The sequence below is a fragment of the Arthrobacter sp. SAFR-044 genome (assembly GCF_059414985.1).
Genome location: NZ_JBPFDN010000002.1, coordinates 321650 through 345522 on the forward strand (window position 1 = coordinate 321650; position 23873 = coordinate 345522).

26 protein-coding genes are annotated in these 23873 nt (G+C 66.1%); 16 read left to right on the plus strand and 10 right to left on the minus strand.

The window, feature by feature from the left end; genetic code table 11:
• Positions 1 to 38: 38 nt before the first annotated feature.
• The 5 genes from ACR65J_RS04230 (at position 39) to ACR65J_RS04250 (ending at position 4123) form a co-directional block, all read left to right on the plus strand.
• Complete coding sequence (locus tag ACR65J_RS04230; protein ID WP_440166333.1) at positions 39 to 1631, plus strand: PspC domain-containing protein; 1593 nt, start codon at positions 39 to 41, stop codon at positions 1629 to 1631.
• A 1-nt stretch (position 1632) separates the two neighbouring features.
• The gene (locus ACR65J_RS04235) at positions 1633 to 1890 is read left to right on the plus strand and encodes a hypothetical protein (protein ID WP_440166335.1); all 258 of its coding nucleotides are present in this window, start codon (positions 1633 to 1635) and stop codon (positions 1888 to 1890) included.
• 3 nt (positions 1891 to 1893) lie between these two features.
• Entirely contained in the window at positions 1894 to 2148 is a 255-nt protein-coding gene (locus tag ACR65J_RS04240; protein ID WP_440166337.1) for a PspC domain-containing protein, read from the plus strand.
• Positions 2149 to 2353: 205 nt separating this feature from the next.
• Entirely contained in the window at positions 2354 to 3379 is a 1026-nt protein-coding gene (locus ACR65J_RS04245; RefSeq protein WP_440166339.1) for an ATP-dependent 6-phosphofructokinase, read from the plus strand.
• A 27-nt stretch (positions 3380 to 3406) separates the two neighbouring features.
• Positions 3407 to 4123, plus strand: a complete 717-nt coding sequence (locus ACR65J_RS04250) for a GNAT family N-acetyltransferase (RefSeq protein WP_440166340.1) — start codon at positions 3407 to 3409, stop codon at positions 4121 to 4123.
• Here ACR65J_RS04250 and ACR65J_RS04255 read toward each other — a convergent pair.
• The 6 genes from ACR65J_RS04255 to ACR65J_RS04280 form a co-directional block, all read right to left on the minus strand.
• Complete coding sequence (locus tag ACR65J_RS04255; protein WP_440166342.1) at positions 4085 to 5614, minus strand: DHA2 family efflux MFS transporter permease subunit; 1530 nt, start codon at positions 5612 to 5614, stop codon at positions 4085 to 4087. The two genes, ACR65J_RS04250 and ACR65J_RS04255, sit on opposite strands and share 39 nt — an antisense overlap.
• Positions 5615 to 5665: 51 nt before the next feature.
• Positions 5666 to 6091: an ankyrin repeat domain-containing protein gene (locus ACR65J_RS04260; RefSeq protein ID WP_440166344.1), complete on the minus strand. Its 426-nt coding sequence runs from the start codon at positions 6089 to 6091 to the stop codon at positions 5666 to 5668.
• On the minus strand, positions 6091 to 7173 hold the full coding sequence (gene ygfZ, locus ACR65J_RS04265) for a CAF17-like 4Fe-4S cluster assembly/insertion protein YgfZ (protein ID WP_440166346.1): 1083 nt from the start codon (positions 7171 to 7173) through the stop codon (positions 6091 to 6093). Before ygfZ ends, ACR65J_RS04260 begins: the two co-directional genes overlap by 1 nt.
• Positions 7174 to 7195: 22 nt before the next feature.
• The gene (locus ACR65J_RS04270) at positions 7196 to 7933 is read right to left on the minus strand and encodes a flavodoxin family protein (RefSeq protein ID WP_440166348.1); all 738 of its coding nucleotides are present in this window, start codon (positions 7931 to 7933) and stop codon (positions 7196 to 7198) included.
• A 44-nt stretch (positions 7934 to 7977) separates the two neighbouring features.
• On the minus strand, positions 7978 to 8586 hold the full coding sequence (locus tag ACR65J_RS04275; protein ID WP_142133067.1) for a nitrobindin family protein: 609 nt from the start codon (positions 8584 to 8586) through the stop codon (positions 7978 to 7980).
• Positions 8587 to 8759: 173 nt separating this feature from the next.
• The gene (locus ACR65J_RS04280; protein WP_440166665.1) at positions 8760 to 9527 is read right to left on the minus strand and encodes a permease; all 768 of its coding nucleotides are present in this window, start codon (positions 9525 to 9527) and stop codon (positions 8760 to 8762) included.
• Positions 9528 to 9867: 340 nt separating this feature from the next.
• Between ACR65J_RS04280 and ACR65J_RS04285 the strand changes: the two genes are divergently transcribed.
• The 11 genes from ACR65J_RS04285 to asd all read left to right on the plus strand — a co-directional run bounded on the left by ACR65J_RS04285 (position 9868) and on the right by asd (position 19997).
• Positions 9868 to 10566: a winged helix-turn-helix transcriptional regulator gene (locus ACR65J_RS04285; protein WP_159631339.1), complete on the plus strand. Its 699-nt coding sequence runs from the start codon at positions 9868 to 9870 to the stop codon at positions 10564 to 10566.
• A 33-nt stretch (positions 10567 to 10599) separates the two neighbouring features.
• Positions 10600 to 11568: a mycothiol synthase gene (mshD, locus tag ACR65J_RS04290; RefSeq protein WP_440166351.1), complete on the plus strand. Its 969-nt coding sequence runs from the start codon at positions 10600 to 10602 to the stop codon at positions 11566 to 11568.
• Positions 11569 to 11697: 129 nt separating this feature from the next.
• On the plus strand, positions 11698 to 13947 hold the full coding sequence (locus tag ACR65J_RS04295; RefSeq protein WP_440166353.1) for an RNA degradosome polyphosphate kinase: 2250 nt from the start codon (positions 11698 to 11700) through the stop codon (positions 13945 to 13947).
• Positions 13948 to 13956: 9 nt separating this feature from the next.
• Positions 13957 to 14925: an NUDIX hydrolase gene (locus ACR65J_RS04300; protein WP_440166356.1), complete on the plus strand. Its 969-nt coding sequence runs from the start codon at positions 13957 to 13959 to the stop codon at positions 14923 to 14925.
• 46 nt (positions 14926 to 14971) lie between these two features.
• Positions 14972 to 15775 carry a thymidylate synthase gene (locus tag ACR65J_RS04305; protein WP_440166358.1) on the plus strand — a complete coding sequence of 268 codons (804 nt, stop codon included), beginning with the start codon at positions 14972 to 14974 and terminating at the stop codon, positions 15773 to 15775.
• Entirely contained in the window at positions 15772 to 16356 is a 585-nt protein-coding gene (locus ACR65J_RS04310; protein WP_440166360.1) for a dihydrofolate reductase, read from the plus strand. The genes ACR65J_RS04305 and ACR65J_RS04310 overlap by 4 nt, the downstream gene beginning before the upstream one ends.
• A 4-nt stretch (positions 16357 to 16360) precedes the next feature.
• Positions 16361 to 16579, plus strand: a complete 219-nt coding sequence (locus tag ACR65J_RS04315; RefSeq protein ID WP_018760496.1) for an NF038396 family protein — start codon at positions 16361 to 16363, stop codon at positions 16577 to 16579.
• Positions 16580 to 16699: 120 nt separating this feature from the next.
• Positions 16700 to 17686, plus strand: a complete 987-nt coding sequence (locus ACR65J_RS04320; protein ID WP_440166362.1) for a hypothetical protein — start codon at positions 16700 to 16702, stop codon at positions 17684 to 17686.
• A gap of 23 nt (positions 17687 to 17709) precedes the next feature.
• Positions 17710 to 18354: a hypothetical protein gene (locus ACR65J_RS04325; RefSeq protein WP_440166364.1), complete on the plus strand. Its 645-nt coding sequence runs from the start codon at positions 17710 to 17712 to the stop codon at positions 18352 to 18354.
• A gap of 2 nt (positions 18355 to 18356) precedes the next feature.
• The gene (locus ACR65J_RS04330; protein ID WP_440166366.1) at positions 18357 to 18773 is read left to right on the plus strand and encodes a hypothetical protein; all 417 of its coding nucleotides are present in this window, start codon (positions 18357 to 18359) and stop codon (positions 18771 to 18773) included.
• A gap of 81 nt (positions 18774 to 18854) precedes the next feature.
• Positions 18855 to 19997 carry an aspartate-semialdehyde dehydrogenase gene (gene asd / locus ACR65J_RS04335; RefSeq protein WP_440166368.1) on the plus strand — a complete coding sequence of 381 codons (1143 nt, stop codon included), beginning with the start codon at positions 18855 to 18857 and terminating at the stop codon, positions 19995 to 19997.
• Positions 19998 to 20093: 96 nt separating this feature from the next.
• On the opposite strand, the gene ACR65J_RS04340 is transcribed toward asd, so the two are convergent.
• The 4 genes from ACR65J_RS04340 to ACR65J_RS04355 form a co-directional block, all read right to left on the minus strand.
• Positions 20094 to 20858, minus strand: coding sequence for a polysaccharide deacetylase family protein (locus tag ACR65J_RS04340; protein ID WP_440166370.1), 765 nt, complete (start codon positions 20856 to 20858; stop codon positions 20094 to 20096).
• A 247-nt stretch (positions 20859 to 21105) separates the two neighbouring features.
• Positions 21106 to 22209, minus strand: coding sequence for a winged helix DNA-binding domain-containing protein (locus tag ACR65J_RS04345; protein WP_440166372.1), 1104 nt, complete (start codon positions 22207 to 22209; stop codon positions 21106 to 21108).
• Positions 22210 to 22246: 37 nt separating this feature from the next.
• Positions 22247 to 23314: a UDP-N-acetylmuramate dehydrogenase gene (locus ACR65J_RS04350; RefSeq protein WP_440166374.1), complete on the minus strand. Its 1068-nt coding sequence runs from the start codon at positions 23312 to 23314 to the stop codon at positions 22247 to 22249.
• 121 nt (positions 23315 to 23435) lie between these two features.
• Positions 23436 to 23873, minus strand: a complete 438-nt coding sequence (locus ACR65J_RS04355) for a MaoC family dehydratase (RefSeq protein ID WP_440166376.1) — start codon at positions 23871 to 23873, stop codon at positions 23436 to 23438.

The following is a 23873-nucleotide window of genomic DNA, read 5'->3' on the forward strand; positions in this document are numbered from 1 at the left end:
AGTAGAGCGCCAACCGGCCTGAACGGGAGGATCGAGGTATGAACTCGCAGACCCCCTCCCCCGACGACGAACACCCTGCCGAACCCCTTCCCGACGGGCTGCCCGGCACGAACAGCGAGCGGCCCACCGAGCCGCTGCCGTCCTCCGCCTCCACGCCTCCGGACCCCGCCCCGGTCCCACCTGCGGATCAATCCCAGCGCTACGCGTTCCAGGGCAGCCCCGCCCCGGCGCCGTCCACCGACTTCTTCGGCTGGATCCGCAGCAACGGCATCTACCGCGGCAACGACCGGTGGATCGGCGGCGTCTGCAGCGGCATCGCACACCGGCTCGGTGTGGACCCCATTATTATCCGGGGCGTCTTCATTGTCCTGACCCTCCTGGCCGGCATCGGCGTACTCCTGTACGGCCTGGCCTGGGCCTTCCTTCCCGAACCTGACGGCAGGATCCATGTCCAGGAAGCCGGCGCGGGCCGCTGGTCCAGCGGTATGACGGGTTCCCTCATCGCCACGGTCCTGGGACTCACCGGCCTGGGCGGAGGCTTCTGGGGCTGGAGCCACAACGGCCTGAGCGGCCTGCTGTGGACGCTCTTCTGGGTGGGCGGCGCCATCTACCTGATCTACTACCTCTCACAGCGCAACAAGGCCCACCCCACCATCGCCGGCCACGGCACCGCGGCCCCCGACGGGACCTATCCGATGGGGAGCTCCGGCCCGGCCCACACCTCAACGTTCTCCGCAGGCACCGCTTCCGGTCCGGTCCCCGCCGCCCCAGGCACCGCAACACCCCCGTACGGCAGCGGCACCGCCGGCACGGCGGGCAGGGCGGGCACGGGCCGCTACGGCCAAGGCGGCTACAGCCCTTCCGGAATGCCATCCGCTCCCGGCGAAGGCGCCCCCGGCGGAGCCGGCGGCAGTGGCGGCACGTCTCCCGGCGGACCCGGCAGCGGCGTACCGGGCAGCAACGGCTACCCCGCCCCGTGGGTCCCGCCGCTGCCGCCAAAGCCCCGGCCGTCCGGTCCCGGCGCTCCGGCAGTCGCCATTGCAACAGGACTCGCACTGCTGGTGGGCGGTGGACTCAAGGCGCTCGATGCCGCGAACATCATCGACCTGGGCGGCTCGGCCAACGCCATTGTGTGGGCCAGTGCCGCAGCCGTCCTGGGGCTGGGCATCATGGTGGCGGGCTTCCGCGGCCGGACCGCAGGCATCCTGAGCCTCTTCGCAGTAATCGCACTGGTCACCGGTGGCATCTACAACACCTTGAACGACGGCCGGATGCGCTTCCAGCAGGTCGACTGGAACCCGGCCAGCATCGAGGAGGCGCGCGGCGGCATCGACATCACCGCCGGGCGGGGAACGGTGGACCTCACGGACCTCTCCCCCACCGCCCCCCTGACGTCCGACGTCGTGGTTCCCCTGGACATCACCGCCAGCAACGTGACGGTGGTGATCCCGCAGAACGTGCCCGTGGACATCAAGGCGGACATGACCATGGGGAACCTGAACGAAGCCAGCGGCCAGCGCGGTGGCACCACCACCCGTGAAAGCACCTACAACACGGACAAGCCGGGCAACCACCTGGTGGTGCAAATCGACGGCACCTTCAGCAACGTCACCATCCAGGAAGGCAACTGACATGGACAACAGCAACATTACGACGACGGCGGGCCAACACCCTGCCGGACCGGCACCCGCCAGGGTGGGCACGGTGGTGTGGGGACTGATCGTCCTGGCGCTGGCTGCACTGATCATCGTGGCGCAGCTGGGCATCGTGACCCTCAACGGCACCTACGTCCTGATCGGCCTCATGATCGGCGCGGGCGTGGCCCTGGTGGTGGGCGGCCTGCTCTCAGCCCGGAAACGTGACAACGAACCAACTACAGGGAAGTCTTGAACCATGGATAAGTTCTTCAGCATCGTCAGGGGCTTCGGCCTGAAGCGCGGCCCCGAGCGGTGGCTTGGCGGGGTTTGCGGCGGCATCGCTGCCAAGCTCAACGTGGACGTCGCGTTCGTCCGTATCGCCTTCCTGCTCTTCGCGCTGCTTCCGGGCCCGGCCTTCGTGTTCTACGTCCTGGCGTGGGTGATCCTTCCGGACCAGCGGAACGAGATCCCGCTCCAGACGTTCCTGGACCGCCGGTCGCTTAACAGCTGACCCGTCCGGCTCACGCCGGCAGGCCCGAGCCCCCGTCCCGTGAATCCATTCATCGGACGGGGGCTTTTGCCTGCCCTTTCTCCCGCTGCTTCCAGCAGCCCCATGTAACCGGTTTGTGTCGTACCCCACACCCCCCACTACACTTCTAGGTGAGCTCAGCGTGGCGCTCTGCCTGTAAACCTTCTTCCCAGGATTTGAGCCGAACATGAAAATTGGAATCCTCACCAGCGGTGGCGACTGCCCCGGATTGAACGCCGTGATCCGAGGTGCGGTACTGAAAGGCATCGCAGTACACGGCCAGGAATTCGTCGGATTCCGTGATGGCTGGCGGGGCGTGGTGGAAGGGGACATCATCGATATTCCCCGCACCATGGTCCGCGGCATCGCCAAACAGGGCGGCACCATCCTTGGCACGTCCCGCACCAACCCGTTCGAAAATGGGGGCGGCCCCGAAGCCATCAAGGCCCACATGGACCGCCTGGGCATCGACGCGATCATCGCCATCGGCGGTGAAGGGACCCTCGCCGCGGCCAAGCGCCTCACCGACGCCGGGCTCAAGATCGTAGGCGTTCCCAAGACCGTGGACAACGACCTCGACGCCACCGACTACACGTTCGGTTTCGACACCGCCGTGCAGATCGCCACGGAGGCCATCGACCGGCTGCGCACCACGGGCGAGTCCCACCACCGCTGCATGATCGCCGAAGTGATGGGCCGGCACGTGGGCTGGATTGCCCTGCACGCCGGCATGGCTGCCGGCGCGCACGCCATCCTCATCCCCGAGCAGAAGGTCAGCATCGAGCAAATCACCGAATGGGTCAAGGAAGCCCACCACCGTGGCCGCGCACCCCTGGTGGTGGTGGCTGAAGGCTTCGTTCCGGAGCACATGGAAAGCCCGCACTCCGAGCGCGGACTGGACACCTTTGGCCGTCCCCGCCTGGGCGGCATCGCCGACCAGCTCGCCCCGGAACTCGAAGCCCGCACCGGCATCGAAACCCGCGCCACCATCCTGGGCCACATCCAGCGCGGCGGCGTCCCGTCAGCCTTTGACCGGGTCCTGGCCACCAGGCTTGGCATGGCCGCGATCGACTCGGTGGTGGAAGGGTACTGGGGCACCATGGTGGCACTGAAGGGCACCGATATCCAGCACGTCGCCTTCCAGGAAGCCCTGGGCCAGCTCAAGACCGTCCCGCAAAACCGCTACGACGAAGCCGCGGTCCTTTTCGGCTAAGCCTCCGGGCCGCCCTAGGCTGGGACCATGACACTCGATCCGGGCTCAGCGGCCATTATCCAGTTGGCGTGGGCGCGCCGGCTGGGCCTCGACGACGACGCGTTCGGTGACGCCCTGGCATCCGGGAAGAGGATAGTCCGGGCTGATGAATCGGCCCGGACCGTCGAGTTTGTGCGGCTGTTCGGAAGTTCCGCCCTGGTGGGGCCACGGAGCGTCATTGACGCCGCGGCGGACATTCCCGACGAGGAGATGGCCCAGCACGTCACCTTGCTGAAACTGACCAGGGAGCAGGGCGGCCACGGACTCGGTGCCGCCGCCCTGTTCTTCGCCGACGACCTGCCACTGCAGCAGCCCTCCGAGGAACTGACCGTCTCGCACGGGAATCCGGAGGCGATCGAACTGGAAGGCAGGTGCCCGCCGGACGACGTCAACGAGGTGGGCCTGTCCGACCTCGAGAACCGCTACACGATCGTGCACGAGCAGGATGGCAGGCGTGTACCGCTGGCCTGCGGCGCTTATGGGGAATGGGAAGGCCTGCTGGCCAACATGGGCGTGCTGGTGGATCCCGACTGGCGGCGGCGCGGCCTTGGCTCATTGGCCGGTTCCATTGCCGCCCATGAAGCCCTTGCCGCCGGGCTGACGCTGCAGTGGCGTGCAGACGTCAGCAACACCGGTTGCCTGGCACTGGCCCGGAAGCTGGGCCTCTCAGCCGGCGGAATCCAGACCAGCGTCCACCTTCGCTGACGCCTGATCCTGCGGCTTTCCCTGCGCGCCCCAGCCCTGGACCGGCTGCGGCTTGGCGAAGAACAATGCCACCGCTGCCCCCACCAGGATCACTCCGGCGGGCAGCAGGATGGACTGGCCCATCGCCGTCGAGAATCCCGCATGCAGGAACTCCGGAAGCGAGCCGCCCATCGCCAGCCCCTCCCCGGCCGCCCCGCCTGGCCCACCCGTGGGCAGCTCGGCGGCCAGCCGGGACTGGATCAGCACGGCGATGGCTGCGCTGCCCAGTACCGCGCCGATCTGGCGGGTGGTGTTGTAGACCCCCGACCCTGCACCGGCCTGCCGCGGCGGCAGGTTCCGGGTGGCGGTGGTGCTCAGCGGCGCCCAGATGCCGGCGTTGGCAAAGCCGAGGACCGCGCTGGGCAGCAGGAACATGAGGATGGGCGTGTCCGGCTGCATCAGTGCCGAATTCCACAGCAGCGCCACTGCCATGAGGACCAGGCCGGTGGCGGTGATGTATTTGGGGTTGACCCGGTCCACCAGTTTCCCCACCACGGGTGCCAGCCCGCCGGAGATCAGCGCCATGGGCACCATCATCAGGGCGGACTGCGTAGGGGTAAGGCCCCGGACCAGCTGATAGTAGAAGATCAGCGGCAGGCTGAAGGCCGTCACCGTGAAGCCCACCGTAGTGATGCCGATGTTGGCCAGCGAAAAGTTCCTGTCCCGGAACAGTGCCAGCGGCAGCAGCGGCTCGCCCTTGTTGAAGCGCTGCCACAGCACAAAGGCGGCGAGCACCACGAGGCCGCTGATGATCAGGCCCCACACGCTGATCGGTCCGGTGATGGTGCCCCAGTTGTACGTCTCGCCTTCCTGGATGCCGAAGACCAGCAGGAACAGCCCGACGGCACTCAGCAGGACCCCGGGGATATCGAACCGGTGCGGGTGGGTGCTGAGGGCCGGGACGTTGCGCAGCGCCAGGATGAAGCCCACGACGCCGATGGGCACGTTGATGAAGAAGATCCACTCCCAGCCAAGGCCGTCCACCAGGATCCCGCCCAGGATGGGCCCCACGAGGGTCGCCATCCCCGCGGTCGCGCCCCAGACGGCCATCGCCGAGCCGCGCCGGTCCGGCGGGAAGATCCGGGTGATCACGGCCATGGTCTGCGGTGTCATCATGGCCGCGCCAAGGCCCTGGAGGACACGGGCAGCGATCAGGATCCCGACATCACCGGACAGGCCGCACCACAAGGAGGCAAGGGTGAACACCACCAGGCCGGAAAGGTAAAGCTTCTTGGGACCGAACCTGTCGCCGAGCCGGCCGGTGATGAGCAGGGGGACGGCGTAGGCCAGCAGGTAGGCGCTGGTCACCCAGATCACCGAGTTGATGTCGGCGTCCAGGCCCTCCATGATGCGGGGGTTGGCTACGGACACGATGGTGGTGTCGATCAGGATCATGAAGAACCCGATCACCAGGGACCACAGCGCCGGCCACGGCTTTGCTACGTTTTCCACTCGGTCATCCTTTGGGAAGTTTTGGTTGGTGCCGGGCGGAAACCCGGAAGATCAGCCCAGGAGGTCCAGGATCTCCGTGCGGGCAAACATCTGCGCCGCGGCGCGGGCGGAGGGTGCACCGGCATCCGGATCCGCTCCGGCTTCCAGCAGGATGCCTGCCACGTCCGAGTAGCCCTTGAATGCGGCTCCGGCGAGCGGGGTCTGGCCCCTGTCATTGGCGGTATTGGCATCGGCGCCGTGCTGCAGGAGGAGCTGCACGGTACCGGCATGCCCATGGTAGGCGGCCAGCATGAGCAGGGAGTCGCCGGCTGAGTTGGTCATGGTGGCGGGAACGCCGGCGTCAAGGTAGGCACCCAGCAGCTCATTGCTTCCGTCACGGGCAGCCTGGAAGAGCGTATGCGCCAAAGCCAGGGCGTCGTCGTCGTGCCCTTCCGTTGCCTCCGCCCCAGCATGGACGGGCGTGGTGTTCTCGGTCATCAGCGTGGCCCCCTCAGGAATCCGGTCTGGCGCCCCACTACCTGGCCGGCGTCGGGGGCAACAATGAGTTCCTGGGCGGCCGGATACGGCTCATCGCCGTCCAGGACCGTCAGTATTTCATCCGGGGCCACGGAACGCTTGATGACTGCCAGGGCGACGGGGCCCATTTCATAGTGCTGCGCCACCGAGGTCACCGTTCCCACTTTCCGTTCCCCGGCCATGACGGGGCTGCCGGCAGCGGGCAGGGTGTGCTGCGAACCGTCCAGCTGCAGGAACACCAGCCGGCGCGGCGGGTGGCCCAGGTTGTGGACGCGGGCGATGGTTTCCTGGCCTTTGTAGCAGCCCTTGGCCAGGTGCACGGCGGTGCGCAGCAGGTCCAGTTCGTGCGGGATGGTCTTGTCATCCGTCTCGGCGCCGATGCGGGGGCGCCAGGCGGCCACCCGGAGCGCCTCTGCGGCGAGCACACCCGCCAGCGCGCGCCCGGCGACCGCGTCCTCCAGCCCGGCGGCGGGGATCAGGTACTCGAACCATGGACGCTCAAGCCCGGGATGGTTCTCCTCAGAGACGGTGGCGTAGGAGTATCCGCCGGCGGAAACGTGCGGCCACGGGTCCTGCCAGGCGAGGTGTCCGGACCATTCGGGCACGGCCCGCGTGCTGCCCATAACGGCCCAGTCCGCCGAGGCGTCCGCGATCTCCACCCGCAGCATGAACTTCATCCGGTTGAGGTACTCGGCCAGCGGGGCGGCTTCGGCGGCCTCAACGATCAGCCAAGTGGTCTCCCCGTCATCGATCACCCGGGCGTCGAACTCGATGCGGCCCTGGACGCTGAGGAGCAGCAGTTCGCTGGACTCCCCCGGCTTCAGCGCTGCCACCTGCTGTGAGGACAGGGTATTGAGCCAGCTGAGGCGGTCAGGCCCGGTGACGGTGACCACGCCGCGGTGGGAAAGGTCGACGACGGCGGTTCCGGCGGCGAGTGCGCGCTGCTCGCGCAGCGGCTCGCCGTAGTGGGCGGCGACCCCGGCGTCAGGGCCGGTGGCCTCGACGGCCCCGGGGCGCGACAACAAAGGGCTGGGCGTAGTCATATGAAGTAGAAGTCCTTGGGGGTCAGCGGTATTCCGGGTTTTCAAAATCGAATCGTGTTCCGGCAGCCCATTCACCCGGCAGGTTTCCGTACGCGGGGTAGCCCCCGGCGTCCTTCAGCATCCGCGCCAGGTGCAGGAGGTTCCAGGTCATGAACGTGGTGTTCCGGTTGGTGAAGTCCGTCTCCGGGCCGCCAGAGCCTTCGTCCAGGTAACTCGGGCCGGGCCCTACGGGCCCGATCCATCCGGCGTCGGCCTGCGGGGGAATGCTGAACCCGATGTGCTGCAGGCTGTACAGGACGTTCATGGCGCAATGCTTGATTCCGTCCTCGTTTCCGGTGATCAGGCAGCCACCGACTTTCGGGTAAAACGCCCATTGGCCCTTGCTGTTGAGCTCACCGGAATGGGCGTAAAGGCGTTCGATCAGCTTCTTGGTCTGGGAGGAGTTGTCCCCCAGCCAGATGGGTCCGGCGACCACCACAATGTCGGCCGCCTGGACGGCGGGGTAAAGCTCGGGCCACGCGTCGGTGGCCGAGCCGTACTGGGTCATATCCGGGTAGACGCCGCTGGCGATGTCGTGGTCAACCGTGCGGATCACCGTGGTGCTGACGCCCTGTTTTTCCATGATCAGGCGGCTGATGCGGATCAGTCCGTCCGTGTTGGATGTCTGGGGCGACTTTTTCAGCGTGCCGTTGAAGAAGACAGCCTTCAGGTCGCTGTAACCCACCGCCGCCCCTGCTGTTTCCCGGGTACTTTCTTCCACGGTGCCGCTCCCCTTTTTCGTGGGTCGGGAGACCCTCTTTTTGGTCAGGAAACCCGGTGCAGGAACGCGGAGGCGTGCGCCTCCAGGCCCTTCCCTGCCTCGCCGCCAGTGGCAACGTCCCACCGCCACAAAAGGTTGCCGTCCACCAGGCCGAAAATGCGGGTGGCCGCGCTGTAGTCCTTCGAGTGGCTGCCGCGCATCACCATGTCGGTGGTCAGCTGGATCTGGGGGCCCTTGATCTGGCCGTAGTACAGCTCAGAGATTCCGCCGGGGTGCGAGATGGACACGGAGATGTCGAATCCGCCGTCCTTGTTGCGCAGCGCTTCAACCTCGTCGGCACTCTTCAGCACCGGCACGATATCCGCAGGCACCAGCCCGGGACCGCCGTCAGCATCAAGCTGCTTGCGCTCCAGCGCCCAGAAGCCCGTCTCGACGGTAAGGGGCCGCAGGCGCGTTCCCTCGTCGTCGGTCAGCCAGCTTTCGGCACGGTACTGCAGGTACGGCAGGCCGTTGTGGGTGAAGGAAACGTGCTGCAGGAAGTGTTCGGAATCCTCATCGCCGCTGCCCAGCCGGCCACGGCCCTCCCACTCACCAATGAGCCAGGAAAGGGGGACCAGTTCGGGGGTCAGGTCTGTAGGAATCTCAATAGGCATTGGTATTACCTCCAGAAACGGCCGGTCCTGGTAAAGGGGTGGCTACTTCTGGCCCTTGAAGAGGCGGTAGACCACGAAGCCGGCGAACCAGGCCATGGACACGCTCGCGAGGCCGAGCAGGACAAGGAAGAAGATTTCAAAAGCAAGTACGGACATGGTGCCATCCTAACCCGTTAGTAGATGAGTAGTTTGTCTATGAAGTACGCGAGGGATCCGACGGCCGAAACAGGGGCAAGGCCCATGCCCAGCGCCGCCGGGATGTTCAGTGGAGCGCCGCGGAGCGTGGCCAGCCGCCTGAAGCTCGCAAGGACGGCACCCACAACCACACCGAAGACGGCGGCCGGCAGGACGGCGATGTCCGACAGGACCAGCCCCGCGAGCGGACCGGCCAGGCCTGCAAGCACCACACCCAGCGGAGCAACGATGCTGTCCGGCCAGCGGATGAGCCCGGCCAGCAGGGCCACCGCCGCGCTGATGGCCGCCACCAGGAGCATCTCGCGGACACCGTTGAAACGGGAGCCTGCAATCCAGCCGGCGCCGAGGCAGGACAGCAGGACACCGGCGCAGCAGCCCAGGGTGGACTCCAGCCGCTGCGCCTGCCCGGTGCCGCGGATCAGCTGCACCACGAAGACGGCCATCATTCCCAGTGCAACGAAGGCCGGCGTCCAGTCCAGGTATCCGGGAGCCGGCGCCAGGGCGGCCGCCACTGCGGCGCCTGCACCCGGCAGGGCGATGACGGCGGCCAGGGTCTTCTTGGCGGGAATGCGCAGGAAGTGCGGCCAGCCGATACCCACCGCTGCGGCAACCAGGATGCCCACCACCACGAGTGCCTCCGGGGAGGCGTACACCCCCGCGATGATGGCAATGAGGCCGGCGATCCCGACGACGCCGACGGTCCAGGAGCCAAGCGACCGCACGGGTGCCTGCAGTTCCGGCGTCATGCGGGGCCCGGCCTGTGCTTCGTCGGTGCACTCACTGCGCTGTTTTCCCATCCTGGCGATCGGCCGGAAGGCTGGTCAGCCCCCTCATGGCAGGGCGGGTCCGCCCTGGTCCAATCCTGCCTTATATGAACTGGATATGTCGCAAAATGCGTCTGTCCACGTCCCGGATCTGTGGCGTGGAAGGGGCTGCCGGGTATACTCAAGGTTCAGCTACGCTCCCTGCTGAGGTGGCTGGCCGGCGGCATGCTGACGGACCAAAACCTCCTGCAGGAAGCCAGTACCGGCCGGTGAGAATCCGGTTCAGTCGCCCAACGATGCGCGGACGGCCCTTGGAGGAACAATGTCGCACATCCTGTTACTGACCAACAGCACCGGTTCTTCGGTGGACATCCTGCCTGCCCTTGAGCTGCTGAACCACAGGGTCCATATCCTCCCCGCCGAGCCGACGGCCCTCCTCGAAACAGACCCCTGCGACATTGTCCTGCTCGACGCGCGCAAGGACCTGGTGGGGGCCCGCTCCCTCACCCAGCTCCTGAAAGCCACTGGCCTCAGCGCCCCGCTCGTGCTGATCCTCACTGAGGGCGGCATGGCGGCGGTGTCCTCCGCCTGGGCAGTTGACGACATCGTCCTTGATTCCGCCGGGCCCGCCGAGGTGGAGGCCCGCATCCGGCTGTCCGTTGCCCGGGCGGTGCCCGAGCAGGAAGACACGCCGAGCGAGATCCGTGCCGCCGGCGTCGTCATCGATGAGGCAAGCTACACCGCCCGGGTCAACGGGGCCCCGCTGAACCTGACCTTCAAGGAGTTCGAACTCCTGAAATACCTGGCGCAGCATCCCGGCCGCGTTTTCACCCGGCAGCAATTGCTGACCGAGGTCTGGGGCTACGACTACTACGGCGGCACACGCACGGTGGATGTCCACGTCCGGCGGCTTCGTGCCAAGCTCGGCGCGGACCACGAGAACCTGATCAGCACCGTCAGGAACGTGGGCTACCGCCTCACCCTGGTCCGGCAGCAGGAAGATGAACTCACCGAGGCCTGAGCCTGGACCGGCGCCGGCATATAGCCTTGGCTCATGACTCCAGCGCATCCGCAGAAGTGGCCCGTCCATGTCGTCCGGGGCGGAGTGGACCAGCAACTGCTGAAAGACTGCCGCGACCTTTTGGCCGCGGCTGAGGAATCGGACGGCAATCCCTCTGTTTCCGAGCAAACCCTGGTGACCATGCGCGCCGGGGATTCAGGGGAGCACAGCCTGCTGACGCTGGCCCTCTACGCGCCGGACGAGGACTCCGACCCGGTAACCGGCCAGGATCTGGCGGGCTTCGCCGTCGTGGTTGAAGAGCCGGACGGAACCGGCATCCTGGAAATCGCCGTCCATCCCTCCTACCGGAACCAGGGTGTGGCGGACCGGCTGGTGGGCGCGCTAAAGGAAGTCCGCGGCTTTGACGGGCTCAACGCGTGGTCCCACGGCAACCACGAGGCCGCGGCCGACCTTGCTGCCCGCTACGGGTACGCGCCGGTGCGCGAGTTGTGGAAGATGCGGATGACGACGGCGGGCGCGGACCTGCCCGACGCCGGCCTTCCGGACGGGGTGGCCATCCGCGCCTTCGTGCCGGGCAAGGATGAGGAAGCCTGGCTGGCCGCCAACCGGGCGGCCTTCGCCCACCACCCTGAGCAGGGCAGCCTCACCAGGACCGACCTCGAGGCGCGCATGGCGGAGGACTGGTTCGACCCGTCCGGTTTCCTCCTGGCGGAAGACCGGGACGGGCGCCTGCTGGGGTACCACTGGACCAAGGTCCACCCCCGCCACGGCGAGCACCCTGCCATCGGCGAGGTTTACGTGGTGGGCGTGACACCGGAGGCACAGGGCACGGGGCTGGGCAAGGCTTTGACCATTGCCGGCATCAAGCACCTTCGGGACGCGGGACTGAACGGCGTGATGCTCTACGTGGATGCGGACAACGCCCCGGCCGTTGCCCTGTACCGCCGGCTCGGCTTCGCCCGCTGGGACATGGACGTCATGTACGGCCCCGCCGGCGGGTAGGCAGGGCGGGAACCAATCCCTGGCGCGGCGTAAAACAAAGGCGGTGGGGCGGTTGAATGCTTGTAAGGTTGAAATGGAGCCGCGCGGGGCGGAAGCGCCGGCACTGGAGCGCCAGCTAGAGGAGAAGCCATGAACCCGGAACCGTCCGGAACAGCCACGTCCCAGGATGTTGCGGTGCCTGTCCGGGCCCGCTTCGGCTCCTCCGAGGTGCCGGCATCACGGGCCACCCAGGACCGGATCGACATCCCTGAATTCGCGCCGAACCTGCAGCCGGAAGGCGACATCAGGCCTGACCGGTTCCTTGACCGCGAACTGAGCTGGCTTGCCTTCAACTCCCGCGTCCTGGAACTGGCGGAAGATTCCACCCTCCACCTGCTGGAGCGGGTCAGCTTCCTGTCCATCTTCGCCTCCAACCTGGACGAGTTCTTCATGGTCCGCGTGGCCGGCCTCAAGCGCCGCATCGCCACCGGACTTGCCGTCCCCTCCCCGGCCGGCCTCAGCCCGGTCGAGGTCCTGGAGCGGATCAGCGAGGAAGCCCACCGGCTCCAGCAGCGGCATGCGCAGGTTTTTGCCGAGCAGATCCGCCCCGCCCTGGCCTATGAGCACATCCACGTCATGCAGTGGGGGGAACTGGACGACGCCGCCCAGCAGCAGCTCAGCGTCATGTTCGCGGAAAAAGTCTTCCCCATCCTCACGCCCCTTGCCGTGGATCCGGCCCACCCGTTCCCGTACATCTCGGGTCTGTCGCTGAACCTCGCCGTGGTGGTCCGGAACCCGGTCAGCGACAAGGAACTCTTCGCCCGCGTCAAGGTCCCGGACCAGCTGCCGCGGCTGATCTCCATCGACGGCCCCCGCGCCGGTGCGGTACCGGGCCGGGTGGCACGGTTCATTGCGCTCGAGGAAGTCATCGCCGTCCACCTGGACAAACTGTTCCCGGGCATGGAGGTCCTGGAGCACCACACTTTCCGCGTCACGCGCAACGAGGACGTGGAGGTCGAAGAGGACGACGCCGAGAACCTCCTGCAGGCACTCGAGAAGGAACTCCTGCGCCGCCGGTTCGGGCCGCCCGTCAGGCTGGAAGTCACCAACGACATCAACCCCAACATCCGGGCGCTGCTGATCCGTGAGCTGGGCGTCGAAGAGTCCGAGGTGTACTCGGTGCCGGCGCCGCTGGATATGCGGGGCCTGTCCGTCATTGCCGGTATCGACCGGGCGGACCTGCACTACCCCAAGCACGTTCCGCATACCTCGCGGTACCTGAACGAGTCCGAAACATCCAAGGCCGCCAACGTCTTTGCTGCCATGCGGCGCCGGGACATCCTGCTGCACCACCCGTACGATTCGTTCTCCACCTCTGTTCAGGCGTTCCTGGAGCAGGCTGCGTCGGACCCGAAGGTCCAGGCCATCAAGCAGACCCTCTACCGCACCTCCGGTGACTCCCCCATTGTGGACGCCCTGATCGATGCCGCCGAGGCCGGCAAGCAGGTCCTGGCCCTGGTGGAAATCAAGGCAAGGTTCGATGAGCAGGCCAACATCTCCTGGGCCCGCAAACTGGAACAGGCCGGCGTGCACGTGGTGTACGGAATCGTGGGCCTGAAGACGCACTGCAAGCTTTCGCTGGTGGTGCGGCAGGAAGTGGACGGGCTGCGCCGCTACTGCCACATCGGCACAGGCAACTACCATCCGCGCACCGCACGGTATTACGAGGACCTGGGCCTGCTGACTGCCAATGACCAGGTGGGCGAGGACCTTTCCAAGCTGTTCAACCAGCTTTCCGGCTACGCCCCCAAGTCGACGTTCAAGCGGCTCCTGGTGGCGCCCCGCTCCGTGCGGTCCGGCCTCATCGACCGGATCGAGACGGAGATCCGCAACGCCCGGGCAGGTGTGCCGGGCCATGTGCAGATCAAGGTGAACTCGATGGTGGACGAAGCCATCATCGACTCCCTGTACCGCGCATCCCAGGCGGGCGTGAAGGTAGACGTGGTGGTCCGCGGCATCTGCTCGCTGCGCCCCGGCGTTCCCGGCCTGAGCGACAACATCACGGTGCGTTCCATCCTGGGCCGGTTCCTTGAACACTCGCGGGTGTTCGCCTTTGCCAACGGCGGGGACCCCGTGGTGTACATCGGATCCGCGGACATGATGCACCGGAACCTGGACCGCCGGGTGGAGGCGCTGGTGCAGCTGAGCAGCCCGGACGACATCACCTACGTCCTTGACCTCCTGCGCCGCTACATGGACCCGGAAACCTCCAGCTGGCACCTGGACAACGAGGGCCGCTGGATCCGGCACCACCTGTCCGAGGACGGGAAGCCGCTTGAAGACGTCCAGTCCTGGCTGTTGGCGTCCCGGCCGCGGCAACGCAGCCTGAGCCGGCGATAGGCAGCCGCGTTGTCGAGCGATGCACTCGTAGCCGACCAGACTGACCACCCGGGGGAACCGGTAGCCGTCACCGCTGCGGGCGCCATCCCCTGGCGCGCCGGCAGGGACGGCCTGGAGGTCCTGCTGATCCACCGGCCCCGTTATGACGATTGGTCCTGGCCCAAGGGAAAAATCGACGCCGGCGAAACCGTCCCGGAATGCGCCCTCCGTGAGGTGTGGGAGGAGATCGGGCTCAAAGCGCCGCTGGGCATACCGCTGCCGCCCATCCACTACCACGTGGCCTCTGGCCTCAAGGTGGTCCATTACTGGGCGGTCAAGGTCAACGGCGAGACCCTGGTTCCGGACGGCAAGGAGGTGGACAGCGTGATGTGGTGTGCCCCCGAAAAGGCCGCCCGCCTGCTGTCCAACCCGTCCGACGTCGTACCTCTTGAATACCTGCGCGACGCGCATGAACGCGGCGGGCTGGACACGTGGCCCCTGCTGGTGCTCCGCCATGCCAAGGCCAAGCCGCGTGCGTCCTGGAGCAAGGCCGAGGGTGAGCGTCCACTGGCGGCCACCGGATCCCGCCAGGCCCAGGCTGTGGGGCGGCTCCTGCAGGCATGGAAGCCGATGCGGGTTGTCACCAGCCCCTGGTTGCGCTGCGTTGCCACCGTTGCCCCGTACGCGCGGGCCACGGGCGCCAAGGTGAAGCTGGCGGAAGGCCTGACCGAGCACAAGCACCAGCGCAGTCCGAAAAAGACCGCAGCCGTCATCGAATCCCTTGTCGACAAGCAACGGGCCGTGGTGGTCTGCACCCACCGGCCCGCCCTGCCCACAGTGCTCAAGCAATTGGCTACCCACATGCCACCACACCTGGCAAAGCTCCTGCCCGCCCGCGAGCCGTTCCTGTCTCCGGGCGAGGTGGTGGTCTGCCATGTGGCCAACAGCGGTAAGAAACAGGTCGTAGCGGTAGAGCAGTTCAAGCCCTTCGATGACTGACCCGGCCCTCCCACGAGTCAAGAGGCATTCAAAGTAGACTTGGGGCGTGAGCATTCCAACGCCTTATGAAGACCTCCTGCGCGATGTCCTGGCCACCGGCACCCATAAATCGGACCGCACGGGCACCGGAACCACCAGCGTTTTCGGGCGCCAGATCCGCTTTGACCTTTCACGGAGCTTCCCGCTGATCACCACCAAGCGGGTCCATTTCAAGTCCGTGGCAGTAGAGCTCCTGTGGTTCCTGCGGGGCGAGACCAACATCAAGTGGATGACGGACCAGGGCGTCACCATCTGGAACGAGTGGGCGGATGAGGACGGCGACCTGGGCCCCGTCTACGGCGTGCAGTGGCGCAGCTGGCCCACCCCGGACGGCGGCCACATCGACCAGATCGCCGAACTTATCGAAAACCTGAAGTCCAATCCTGACTCGCGCCGGCACATCGTGTCTGCGTGGAACGTCTCCGAGCTCAACGACATGGCGCTCCCTCCCTGCCACGCGTTCTTCCAGTTCTACGTGGCAAACGGCAAGCTCTCCTGCCAGCTCTACCAACGCTCCGCTGACATGTTCCTGGGCGTCCCCTTCAACATCGCCTCGTACGCACTTCTTACCTGCATGGTCGCCCAGCAGGTGGGCCTTGAACCCGGCGAATTCGTGTGGACCGGCGGGGACGTGCACATCTACGAGAACCACATGGACCAGGTCCTCAAACAGCTGGAACGGGAGCCGTACGAGTACCCGCGGCTGAAGATCACCCGCAAGCCGGCCTCGATTTTCGACTACACGCTGGAGGACTTCGACGTGGTGGGCTACCAGCACCACCCCACGATCAAGGCGCCGATCGCTGTATGAGCACCGAAAATTTCACGGATCCGCAGTCCTTTACGGAGGAACTGGCCGAGTCGATCACCGGTGTTGGGCTGGTGTGGGCGCAGACGTCCGACGGCGTCATCGGCAAGGACGGAGACATGCCCTGGCACCTGCCGGAGGACCTCAAGCACTTCACCCGGCTGACCACCGGCCACCCGGTGATCATGGGCCGCAAGACCTGGCTGTCCTTCCCGGACAAGTACCGGCCCCTGCCCGGCCGCACCAACATCGTCATTACCCGGCAGAAAGCCTGGGCCGACACGCCCGAGGCGGAGGGCGCCGTCGTGGTTCCCTCCCTGGATGACGCGCTCCTTGAGTCGCAGTTCGTCGACGGCGGCGAAACCGTCTGGATCCTCGGCGGCGGCGATGTCTTCCGCCAGTCGACCGACCTCGCCAACGTTGCGGTGGTCACCACCATTGACGTGAAGGCCGACGGCGACACGTTCGCCCCCGAGCTTGGCACCAGTTGGGAGGCCACCGCCTCCGTCCCGCCGGATGGCTGGCTCACGGCCGCCAACGGCACACGCTACCGATTCACCAAATGGTCACGGACCGAGGGCTAGGAAAATGCTGAAGAAACCGGAAACCCTGTTCGTCCTGGGCTACATGTTGCTGCCCCTCCTGGCGCTGCTGTCCGCGATCGTAGGGTTGACCATGATCCTGGGCGGCAACAAGATCGCCGGGGCCATCGTCCTGGTGGTGGTCACACAGGTGTTCACCTTCGGGGCGTTTTTCGCACTGCGCGCGCGGAAGGCCGCGGTGCTGGAGCAGTCGGACCAAAGCTAAAACCCGGGACTGCTGCTGTTTGCATGGGGAGACCGCCCCATCGCGGGCGGCACGCTCCTGCCCTAGGCTGGTGCACGCAGCACTCTGGGGGCTGTTGGATGAATATTGGGGGGAATCCTGGTGGCAGGTACTTTGTGGGGCGCCGACGTCGAGCAACTGCGGACCCTCGCGCAGCAGTTCAGCAAGACGGCGGACCTGCTGCAGCAGCAGTCCACGCAGCTGAGCAGCCAGATCAACAACAACCCGGCCTGGAAAGGCGCAGACGCCCAGCGGTTCCGGTCTGACTGGAACAGCAGCCACCGCACGCTTCTTCAGCAAACTGTCTCGCGGCTCCAGCAGGAATCAAAGGTGCTGCTCAGGAACGCTGATGAGCAGGAGAAGGCCAGCACCAAAGGCTCGGGCTCCGGCGCCGGTGGCGGACCTGGCACCGGTTCGCCTGTCGGAAACAACGGCCCGCGCCCGGCAATCCCGGGGCAGGGCAGCAACGATCCCTGGGGCCCGGACTGGCTCACGAACCCCAATTCTCCTTTCCGCAGCGGCTGGGACATTTACAACCTCACCAAGGCGCTGCCGAATCTGCGGGCAGGACTGTTCGATCTTCCCCATTTCATCAGCAAGGCAGACAACGTGGCCGAGTTCTTGTTCTCCAAGGACTTCCGGAATGTCGCGAAGGCGTTCCAGGACTCAAACATGCTGAGCCAGTATTTCAACACCTCTTCCGAGTTGTTCGACGGCAGGTGGGACACGGCCCTGAACCTCGCCGAGGGCGGCAAGGCGGCCAAGTTCTTCGAATTCGGCGGTAAAGCCCTGGGCGGAATCGGAGTTGGCCTTGATGTGCTGGACACCGTCAACAACATCAAGGAAGGCGATGCCGGTGCTGCCGTTTACTCCGGTATCAAGGCCGGCCTGGGAGTAGCCAGTTTCGCTCCCCCGCCTGTAGGAACTGCGGCGATGGTGGCGTCCGGAGCGCTGGCCATCTATGACAATGTTCCGATAGTCAAGGAAACAGTCAATGCCATCGGCGGATCCATCGCCGATGGTGCCGGGGAAGCCTGGGAAGGCGCTGGGGATGCCGCTGAAAAAGTCGGCGACTTCTTTGGATTCTGAGCCCACAATGAGAGGTACTGACGATGACTGAGACAACAACGGAAGCCCCCTCGATGCCGGATGCCATCGGATATGGCTTTGCCGAGATGGTTACCCTTGCAAGCCTCCAGGGCGGGGACGCTGCCGTGCTCAGCGCTGAAGCACTGAGGGTGGACGGCTATCTGAACAACACGGACATGGTGAGCGCGGGCGCTTCGTCACTGGTGGCCCGGGGCTTGGCCAAAGCCGAAAGTGACGGGCTCCTCTCTGTGTCAGGACCAACTGCCGCCGTGGCTGCCCTTCTCTCCTCCGCCAGCCGCCGGATGGAGATTTCCCTGCTGACGGCAGAGGGTGGCGACAGCGTCATTGGCATGGAAGGCGGGGACATTAATCTGCTGTTCCAGCCCAGGGCCTACTTCACTTGGTGGGCCATGGCGCAGCGGCCCGATGTTACAGCCGCCGAGGCCAATTTCATGGTGATCAAGCAGCATCTGCGCGATAACCCCCAAGGCGGCGCCACACTCCGCCGCCGCGAAGATCCCAAGGGGCAGACACTGTACGTGAAGAACGGCGGCGACCAATCCTGGACGATCGGCATCTCCACACCCCGGCAGACAGACGTCACTGAAACCAGCGGCGTAGACGACACCGCTCTTCTTGGCCACATCCGAACCATCCGGCAGGACTGACTGTGACATTCGACCGCGACCGTGAACGCCGCAATGATGAGGTTTATGCCGAGCACAAGGCCGCTCTTGCCCGGGGTGAGAAGCGCGTTCTGCGCAGGACCAGTACAGGGGAACTGCACAGCTATCCCGGCGAAGAGATCGGTTTTTCTCCCGGGCGCGGACACGTGCAGGTGCGGTCGTGGTGGGGCATGGGAATCCTCGCTGCCGTCATGGTGGTCCTGGTCATTCTTTCCCTGGTGATACTGGTGCGTCCTTTACCTGATGGTGGCCAGCCGTTCTGGGGCGCCTTGGTCCTCACCGCGTTCAGCATTTTTGGAGCCTGGTATACCTTCAGCATGGCGAGGGATGAATACCGGGCCAAGAAACTGCGCAAGGAACGGCACGTACCGGAACCTGGAGCAGGACACGTCAGCGAATGAACCGCACGGCGGGCATGAGGTACACGCGGGGCGTGACGTAACCGACTGCGCCCTTCCGGATGCGAAGTCTAAACTAGTCGAATGACTACAGCAGCTACCCCTTCCGTCGGCTTGGTCGGATGGCGCGGCATGGTCGGTTCCGTCCTGATGCAGCGCATGCAGGACGAGGGCGACTTCGCCAACATCAACCCGGTGTTCTTCTCCACCTCCAACGCGGGAGGTGCCGCGCCGTCTATTGCTGGAACAGCAGGAGGCAGTGCCGGCAAGCTCGAGAACGCGTTCGACCTCGACACCCTGGCCAAGCTGCCCATTATCGTCACCGCGCAGGGCGGCGACTACACCAAGCAGGTTCACGGCGACCTCCGCAGCCGCGGCTGGGACGGCCTCTGGATCGACGCAGCCTCCACCCTGCGGATGAATGACGACTCGATCATCGTGCTGGACCCCATCAACCGCGATGTCATCGACAAGGGCCTGGTCAACGGCACCAAGGACTTCATCGGCGGCAACTGCACCGTCTCCTGCATGCTCATGGGCCTCGGCGGCCTGTTCAAGAACGGCCTGGTGGAGTGGGGAACCTCCATGACCTACCAGGCTGCCTCCGGCGGCGGCGCCCGGCACATGCGCGAACTGCTCAGCCAGTTCGGCACGCTCAACGCCGAGGTCAGCACGGAACTGGACGACCCGGCGTCGGCCATCCTGGAGATCGACCGCAAGGTCCTGGCCCACCAGCGCACCGACATCGACGCCACCCAGTTCGGCGTCCCCCTGGCCGGCTCCCTGATCCCCTGGATCGACGCGGACCTGGGCAACGGGCAGTCCAAGGAAGAGTGGAAGGCCGGGGTGGAAACCAACAAGATCCTGGGCACCACGGACGAAAACCGGGTGATCATGGACGGCCTCTGCGTCCGCATCGGTGCCATGCGCTCCCACTCCCAGGCCCTGACGCTGAAGCTGCGCGAGGACCTGTCGGTAGCCGAGATCGAGAAGCTGCTGGACGAGGACAACCAGTGGGCCAAGGTGGTTCCCAACACCAAGGAAGCCTCCATGGCCGAGCTCACCCCGGTGGCCGCTTCCGGCACCCTGGACATCCCGGTGGGCCGCATCCGCAAGATGGAGATGGGCCCGCAGTACATCAGCGCGTTCACGGTCGGCGACCAGCTGCTGTGGGGTGCCGCCGAGCCGCTGCGCCGCATGCTCAACATCGCCACGGGGCAGCTGTAGCCCCGATAGCTGCCTGACGAGCGGCCCGACCTGTATAAAGCAGTGCTTATGCAGGTCGGGCCGCTCTTTTAGTTACCCCGGATTCGCCAGGGTCCCTTATGGTGCGTTCACTGAGGCCTGGGCGTTGGCGCCCTGGCGGACAGTAACCATGGGCAGGCCGCTGTCCTTCACTGCCGCCATATGGGCATCGAGCACGGCAGTGCGCGTATGGTAAATGTCCTGCCCGATACTCACCCCCACCTCGTGGTAGACCAATACCAGCCACGTGTTGTTTGCTTTCGCGGAGCTGATCCAGCCCTTGACCGTGGCGGTGGTGGTGCTGGAGTCGACGTTCTGCACCAGGATGTTGTAGGGGTTGAAACCGGCCCGGGCATTGAAGCCGTCGTCGGTGTTGCGCTGGGTTGCATAATACTTCTGGACGGCCGCAGTGGTGGTCGCGTTATAGGCCCCAAAGGGGGAGGCGAAATCCAGCGCCGCGGACGGACCGAACATCTGTTGCAGAGTGGCCTTGCTTTGGGCAAGCTCTTTTTCGAGTTGGGCGGCTTTAAGTTTGGTCAGGTCAGGGTGGGTGACTGTGTGGGACGCGATCTCGTCGCCCCGGTCTGCGAAGGCCTGTATTTGGGCCTGCGTCATGTAGTCGGGCGTGTTGATCGATCCCGAGAGGACGTACAGCGTGGCCGGAACCCCGTACTTCTTCAGGATGGGCAGCGCGTTGTTGTACTGGCTGGCCCAGCCATCGTCAAAGGTCACACTCACCATCGCGTCTGCGGCATGGGCGGCAGGGGCGACCGAAAGCAAAGCGGCGCCGAGTGCCAGGGTGACGGAGGCCCCTATTACCCGGATTCGGTTCATAATGTTCATCTTGTCCTCGACCCTAACGTCGTGGTTCCTGCTCTGGGGAGAGTCCTGCCTGTTCAAGCAGGCAGCGTCTTCAAGTGGGCGCCGTCGCCCATTGTCTCTGCAAGCTCGGCAGCTCACGCTCGCGCAATGAAGACACGGTAAACCCGCCTGACCCGTACGGCCAGAGTGGCCACTACGCGAATTGCTGTCGCCCACTACTCGCCCCCAGCCAGCCATCCGCTGCGAGGCGAAAGCGCCTGGACCCTTGTCAGCCGCCGAGAAAGGCAAGGTAGCGTTTGGCGGTGCGTGCAACAGCCGCCTCGGCTGCTGCCGTGACGGGCTTGGTGTCGCCGAAGAGTTCGGGTACGACGACGGCATGCGGCCCCCTGCCCTGCAGCGCCCAGGTGCCAATCACCTTCCCCGCGGCAACCACCGTCTTTTTGAAGACACCGTTGCCACCGGGAACGATCAGGTCGGAGTGCTCCGGTGCCAGGACCAGGCTGCGGTCCGTGTAGCCGAGGACGAATTCATCGAAACCGGGCAGCAGGTGAAGGGACCGCGCACCTGGCACCCTGGAGTCCAGGAGGGCCACGACGTCCGGGGACAGCCAATAGCTGGTTCCCCCGAACGCCAGCTCCACCAGCCCGTGCCGGACGTTCTCAAACGCCCTCCGCGCCTCCGTCAGGGGCAGCTGCGTCCACCAGGCGAAGTCGCGGAGGGTGGCAGGCCCGTGGCTGCGGAAGTAGCGCAGCAGGAACTCGGCGAGGGCTTCCTCCCGTTCCAGGCTCCGGGACGAGGGTATCCATTCGTCGAATGCCGCGATCAGCTGCTGGTTTCCGGCAAGGGGCCCCAGCACCAGCCATCCGTGCCGGCAGAGCGAACCCAGGAGATGGATGCCGCGCTGGCCCTGCGTGGGCTGGCCTCCGTGGTCGAACACCTTGAACAGCCCGGAACGGCTGATGGGACCGTCAGCCAGGATGCGGTCCAGGGCCAGGTCGCGTGCCTTCTCCACATCCGCCCAGCTGATGTCCAACTGCCGGTGGCGCGCCGCGATGCTCCTGGTGAGCCGTTCAGCCGTGAGGTCCAGCATCCAGCGCAAGTCTTCGGGAGCGGCCAAATGCAGGGTCCCGCGCATGGGCCATGACCGCACCACCGTTCCTGCATCAATGGCAGCCCGCACCTGGGAAAGTCCCGCCCCAGGCACGCGGACGCCCACCGCCCACAGCGCCGCGGGCAGGTCCTGGGCCTGCATGGCGGTCATCCAGCGGACCAGCTCCGGCACGGAGGTGGCCTCCATCCCGGCAAGCCGCTGGGACGCCAGCCGGAGCCTGCCGATCATCCTGCCGTCGCGCAGGGCACCAGATGCAGCCATGCGCCCATCCTAGGCCCGGCGCGGCCTGCCGGGACGATTAAAGTTCGAGGCCGATGAGCAGCGGCTCCGGGTTCAGCGAAATGCCGAAGCGGCGTTCGACGCCGGCGCGCACCTCCCGTGCAATGGCCACCATGTCGGCGGCGCTGGCGGAGCCTCGGTTGGTAATGGCCAGGGTGTGCTTGGTGGACAGCGACGCCCGGCCGCCGGCCACGCCGTCCGCTTCCAGGCCGAAGCCCTTCCCGAAGCCTGCCTGGTCGATCAGCCACGCCGCAGACAGTTTCACCAGTCCATCCTGCCCTGCCGGGTAACGGGGTGCGGTCTCCGGCAGCTTGCCCGCCACCTCAGCCGGCACGATGGGGTTGGTGAAGAAGGAACCTGTGGAGTAGGTGTCCCGGTCCGCACTGTCCCACACCATCCCCTTGGAGGCACGCAGGCGGAGCACTTCGCGGCGGACGTCATTGGCGTAGGCGCGCTGGCCAACTTCCACGCTGAGGGCCCGGGCCAGCTCGGCGTAACGGATCGGCGCGCTCATCCGCCCCAGCGGCAGCTGGAACTCGACGGTGAGGACCACATACCGGGGCGAGCCGTTGACCGTAGTCTGCTTGAGGATGGAGTCCCGGTAGCCGAACTTCAACTCCGAATTGGTGAAGGTCTGTACAGCATTCCGCTCACGGTCCCAGGTGCGGACGGCCGCGATGGTCTGGGAAACATCGGCCCCGTACGCACCCACGTTCTGGACAGGCGTGGCACCGGTAGACCCGGGGATGCCGGACAACGCCTCGATTCCGGACCAGGCGTGGCGTACCGCGTGCTCCACCAGCCTGTCCCAGTTGTGGCCGGCCTGCACCACCACCGCCACTCCCCCGCACGAGTCCTCGGCGTTGACCGTGAACCCCTCGGAGGCGATCCTGATGACGGTCCCGGGGAACCCGTCGTCGGAAACCAGGAGGTTGGACCCGCCGCCGACAATCAGGACCTGTTCCCCCGCGGCATCCGCCGACCGGACGGCGTCGATGATCTCCGCCTCGGTGCGGGCCTCGACGTACTTGCCGGCAGGGCCTCCGACGGCGGATGTGGTCAGGGAGGAAAGAAGCGTGGGAGTCACCCGACAACAATACTAGGGAAACCTGGTTGGGCTTCCGGGCCACCGGGCGACAGCACGAAGCTCACCGCGGGCATCACCATCACGGCCAGGAGCGAATCCAGGATGCCCGCAGCGTGGCCGGCTAGGACAACTTGACGAGGGCCTGGGCCTTCATCAGGACCTTTTGCCCGGCGGAGACCACGGTAAGGTCCACGCGGGCGGTGCCGGCCTCGGCGTCGAGCTTTCCAATGGTGCCGCTGACCTCGATGGTGGCGCCGGGCTCATCGGTTCCGGTGGTGTCCGTGACCAGGACCGGCTTGGTGAAACGGGTCTGGAAGTCGACGACGGCGGCCGGGTCGCCTGCCCAGTCAGTCACCAGCTGGACGGCCGAGCCCATGGTGAACATGCCGTGCGCGATGACGCCGGGCAGTTCCACGCCGGTGGCGAAGGCTTCGTTCCAGTGGATGGGGTTGAAGTCGCCGGAGGCGCCGGCGTACTTGACCAGGTCGGTGCGGGTGACCTCGACGGTGCGCCTGCCGATTTCCTGTCCGGCGCTGAGTTCGTTGAAGCTGGGGCTCAT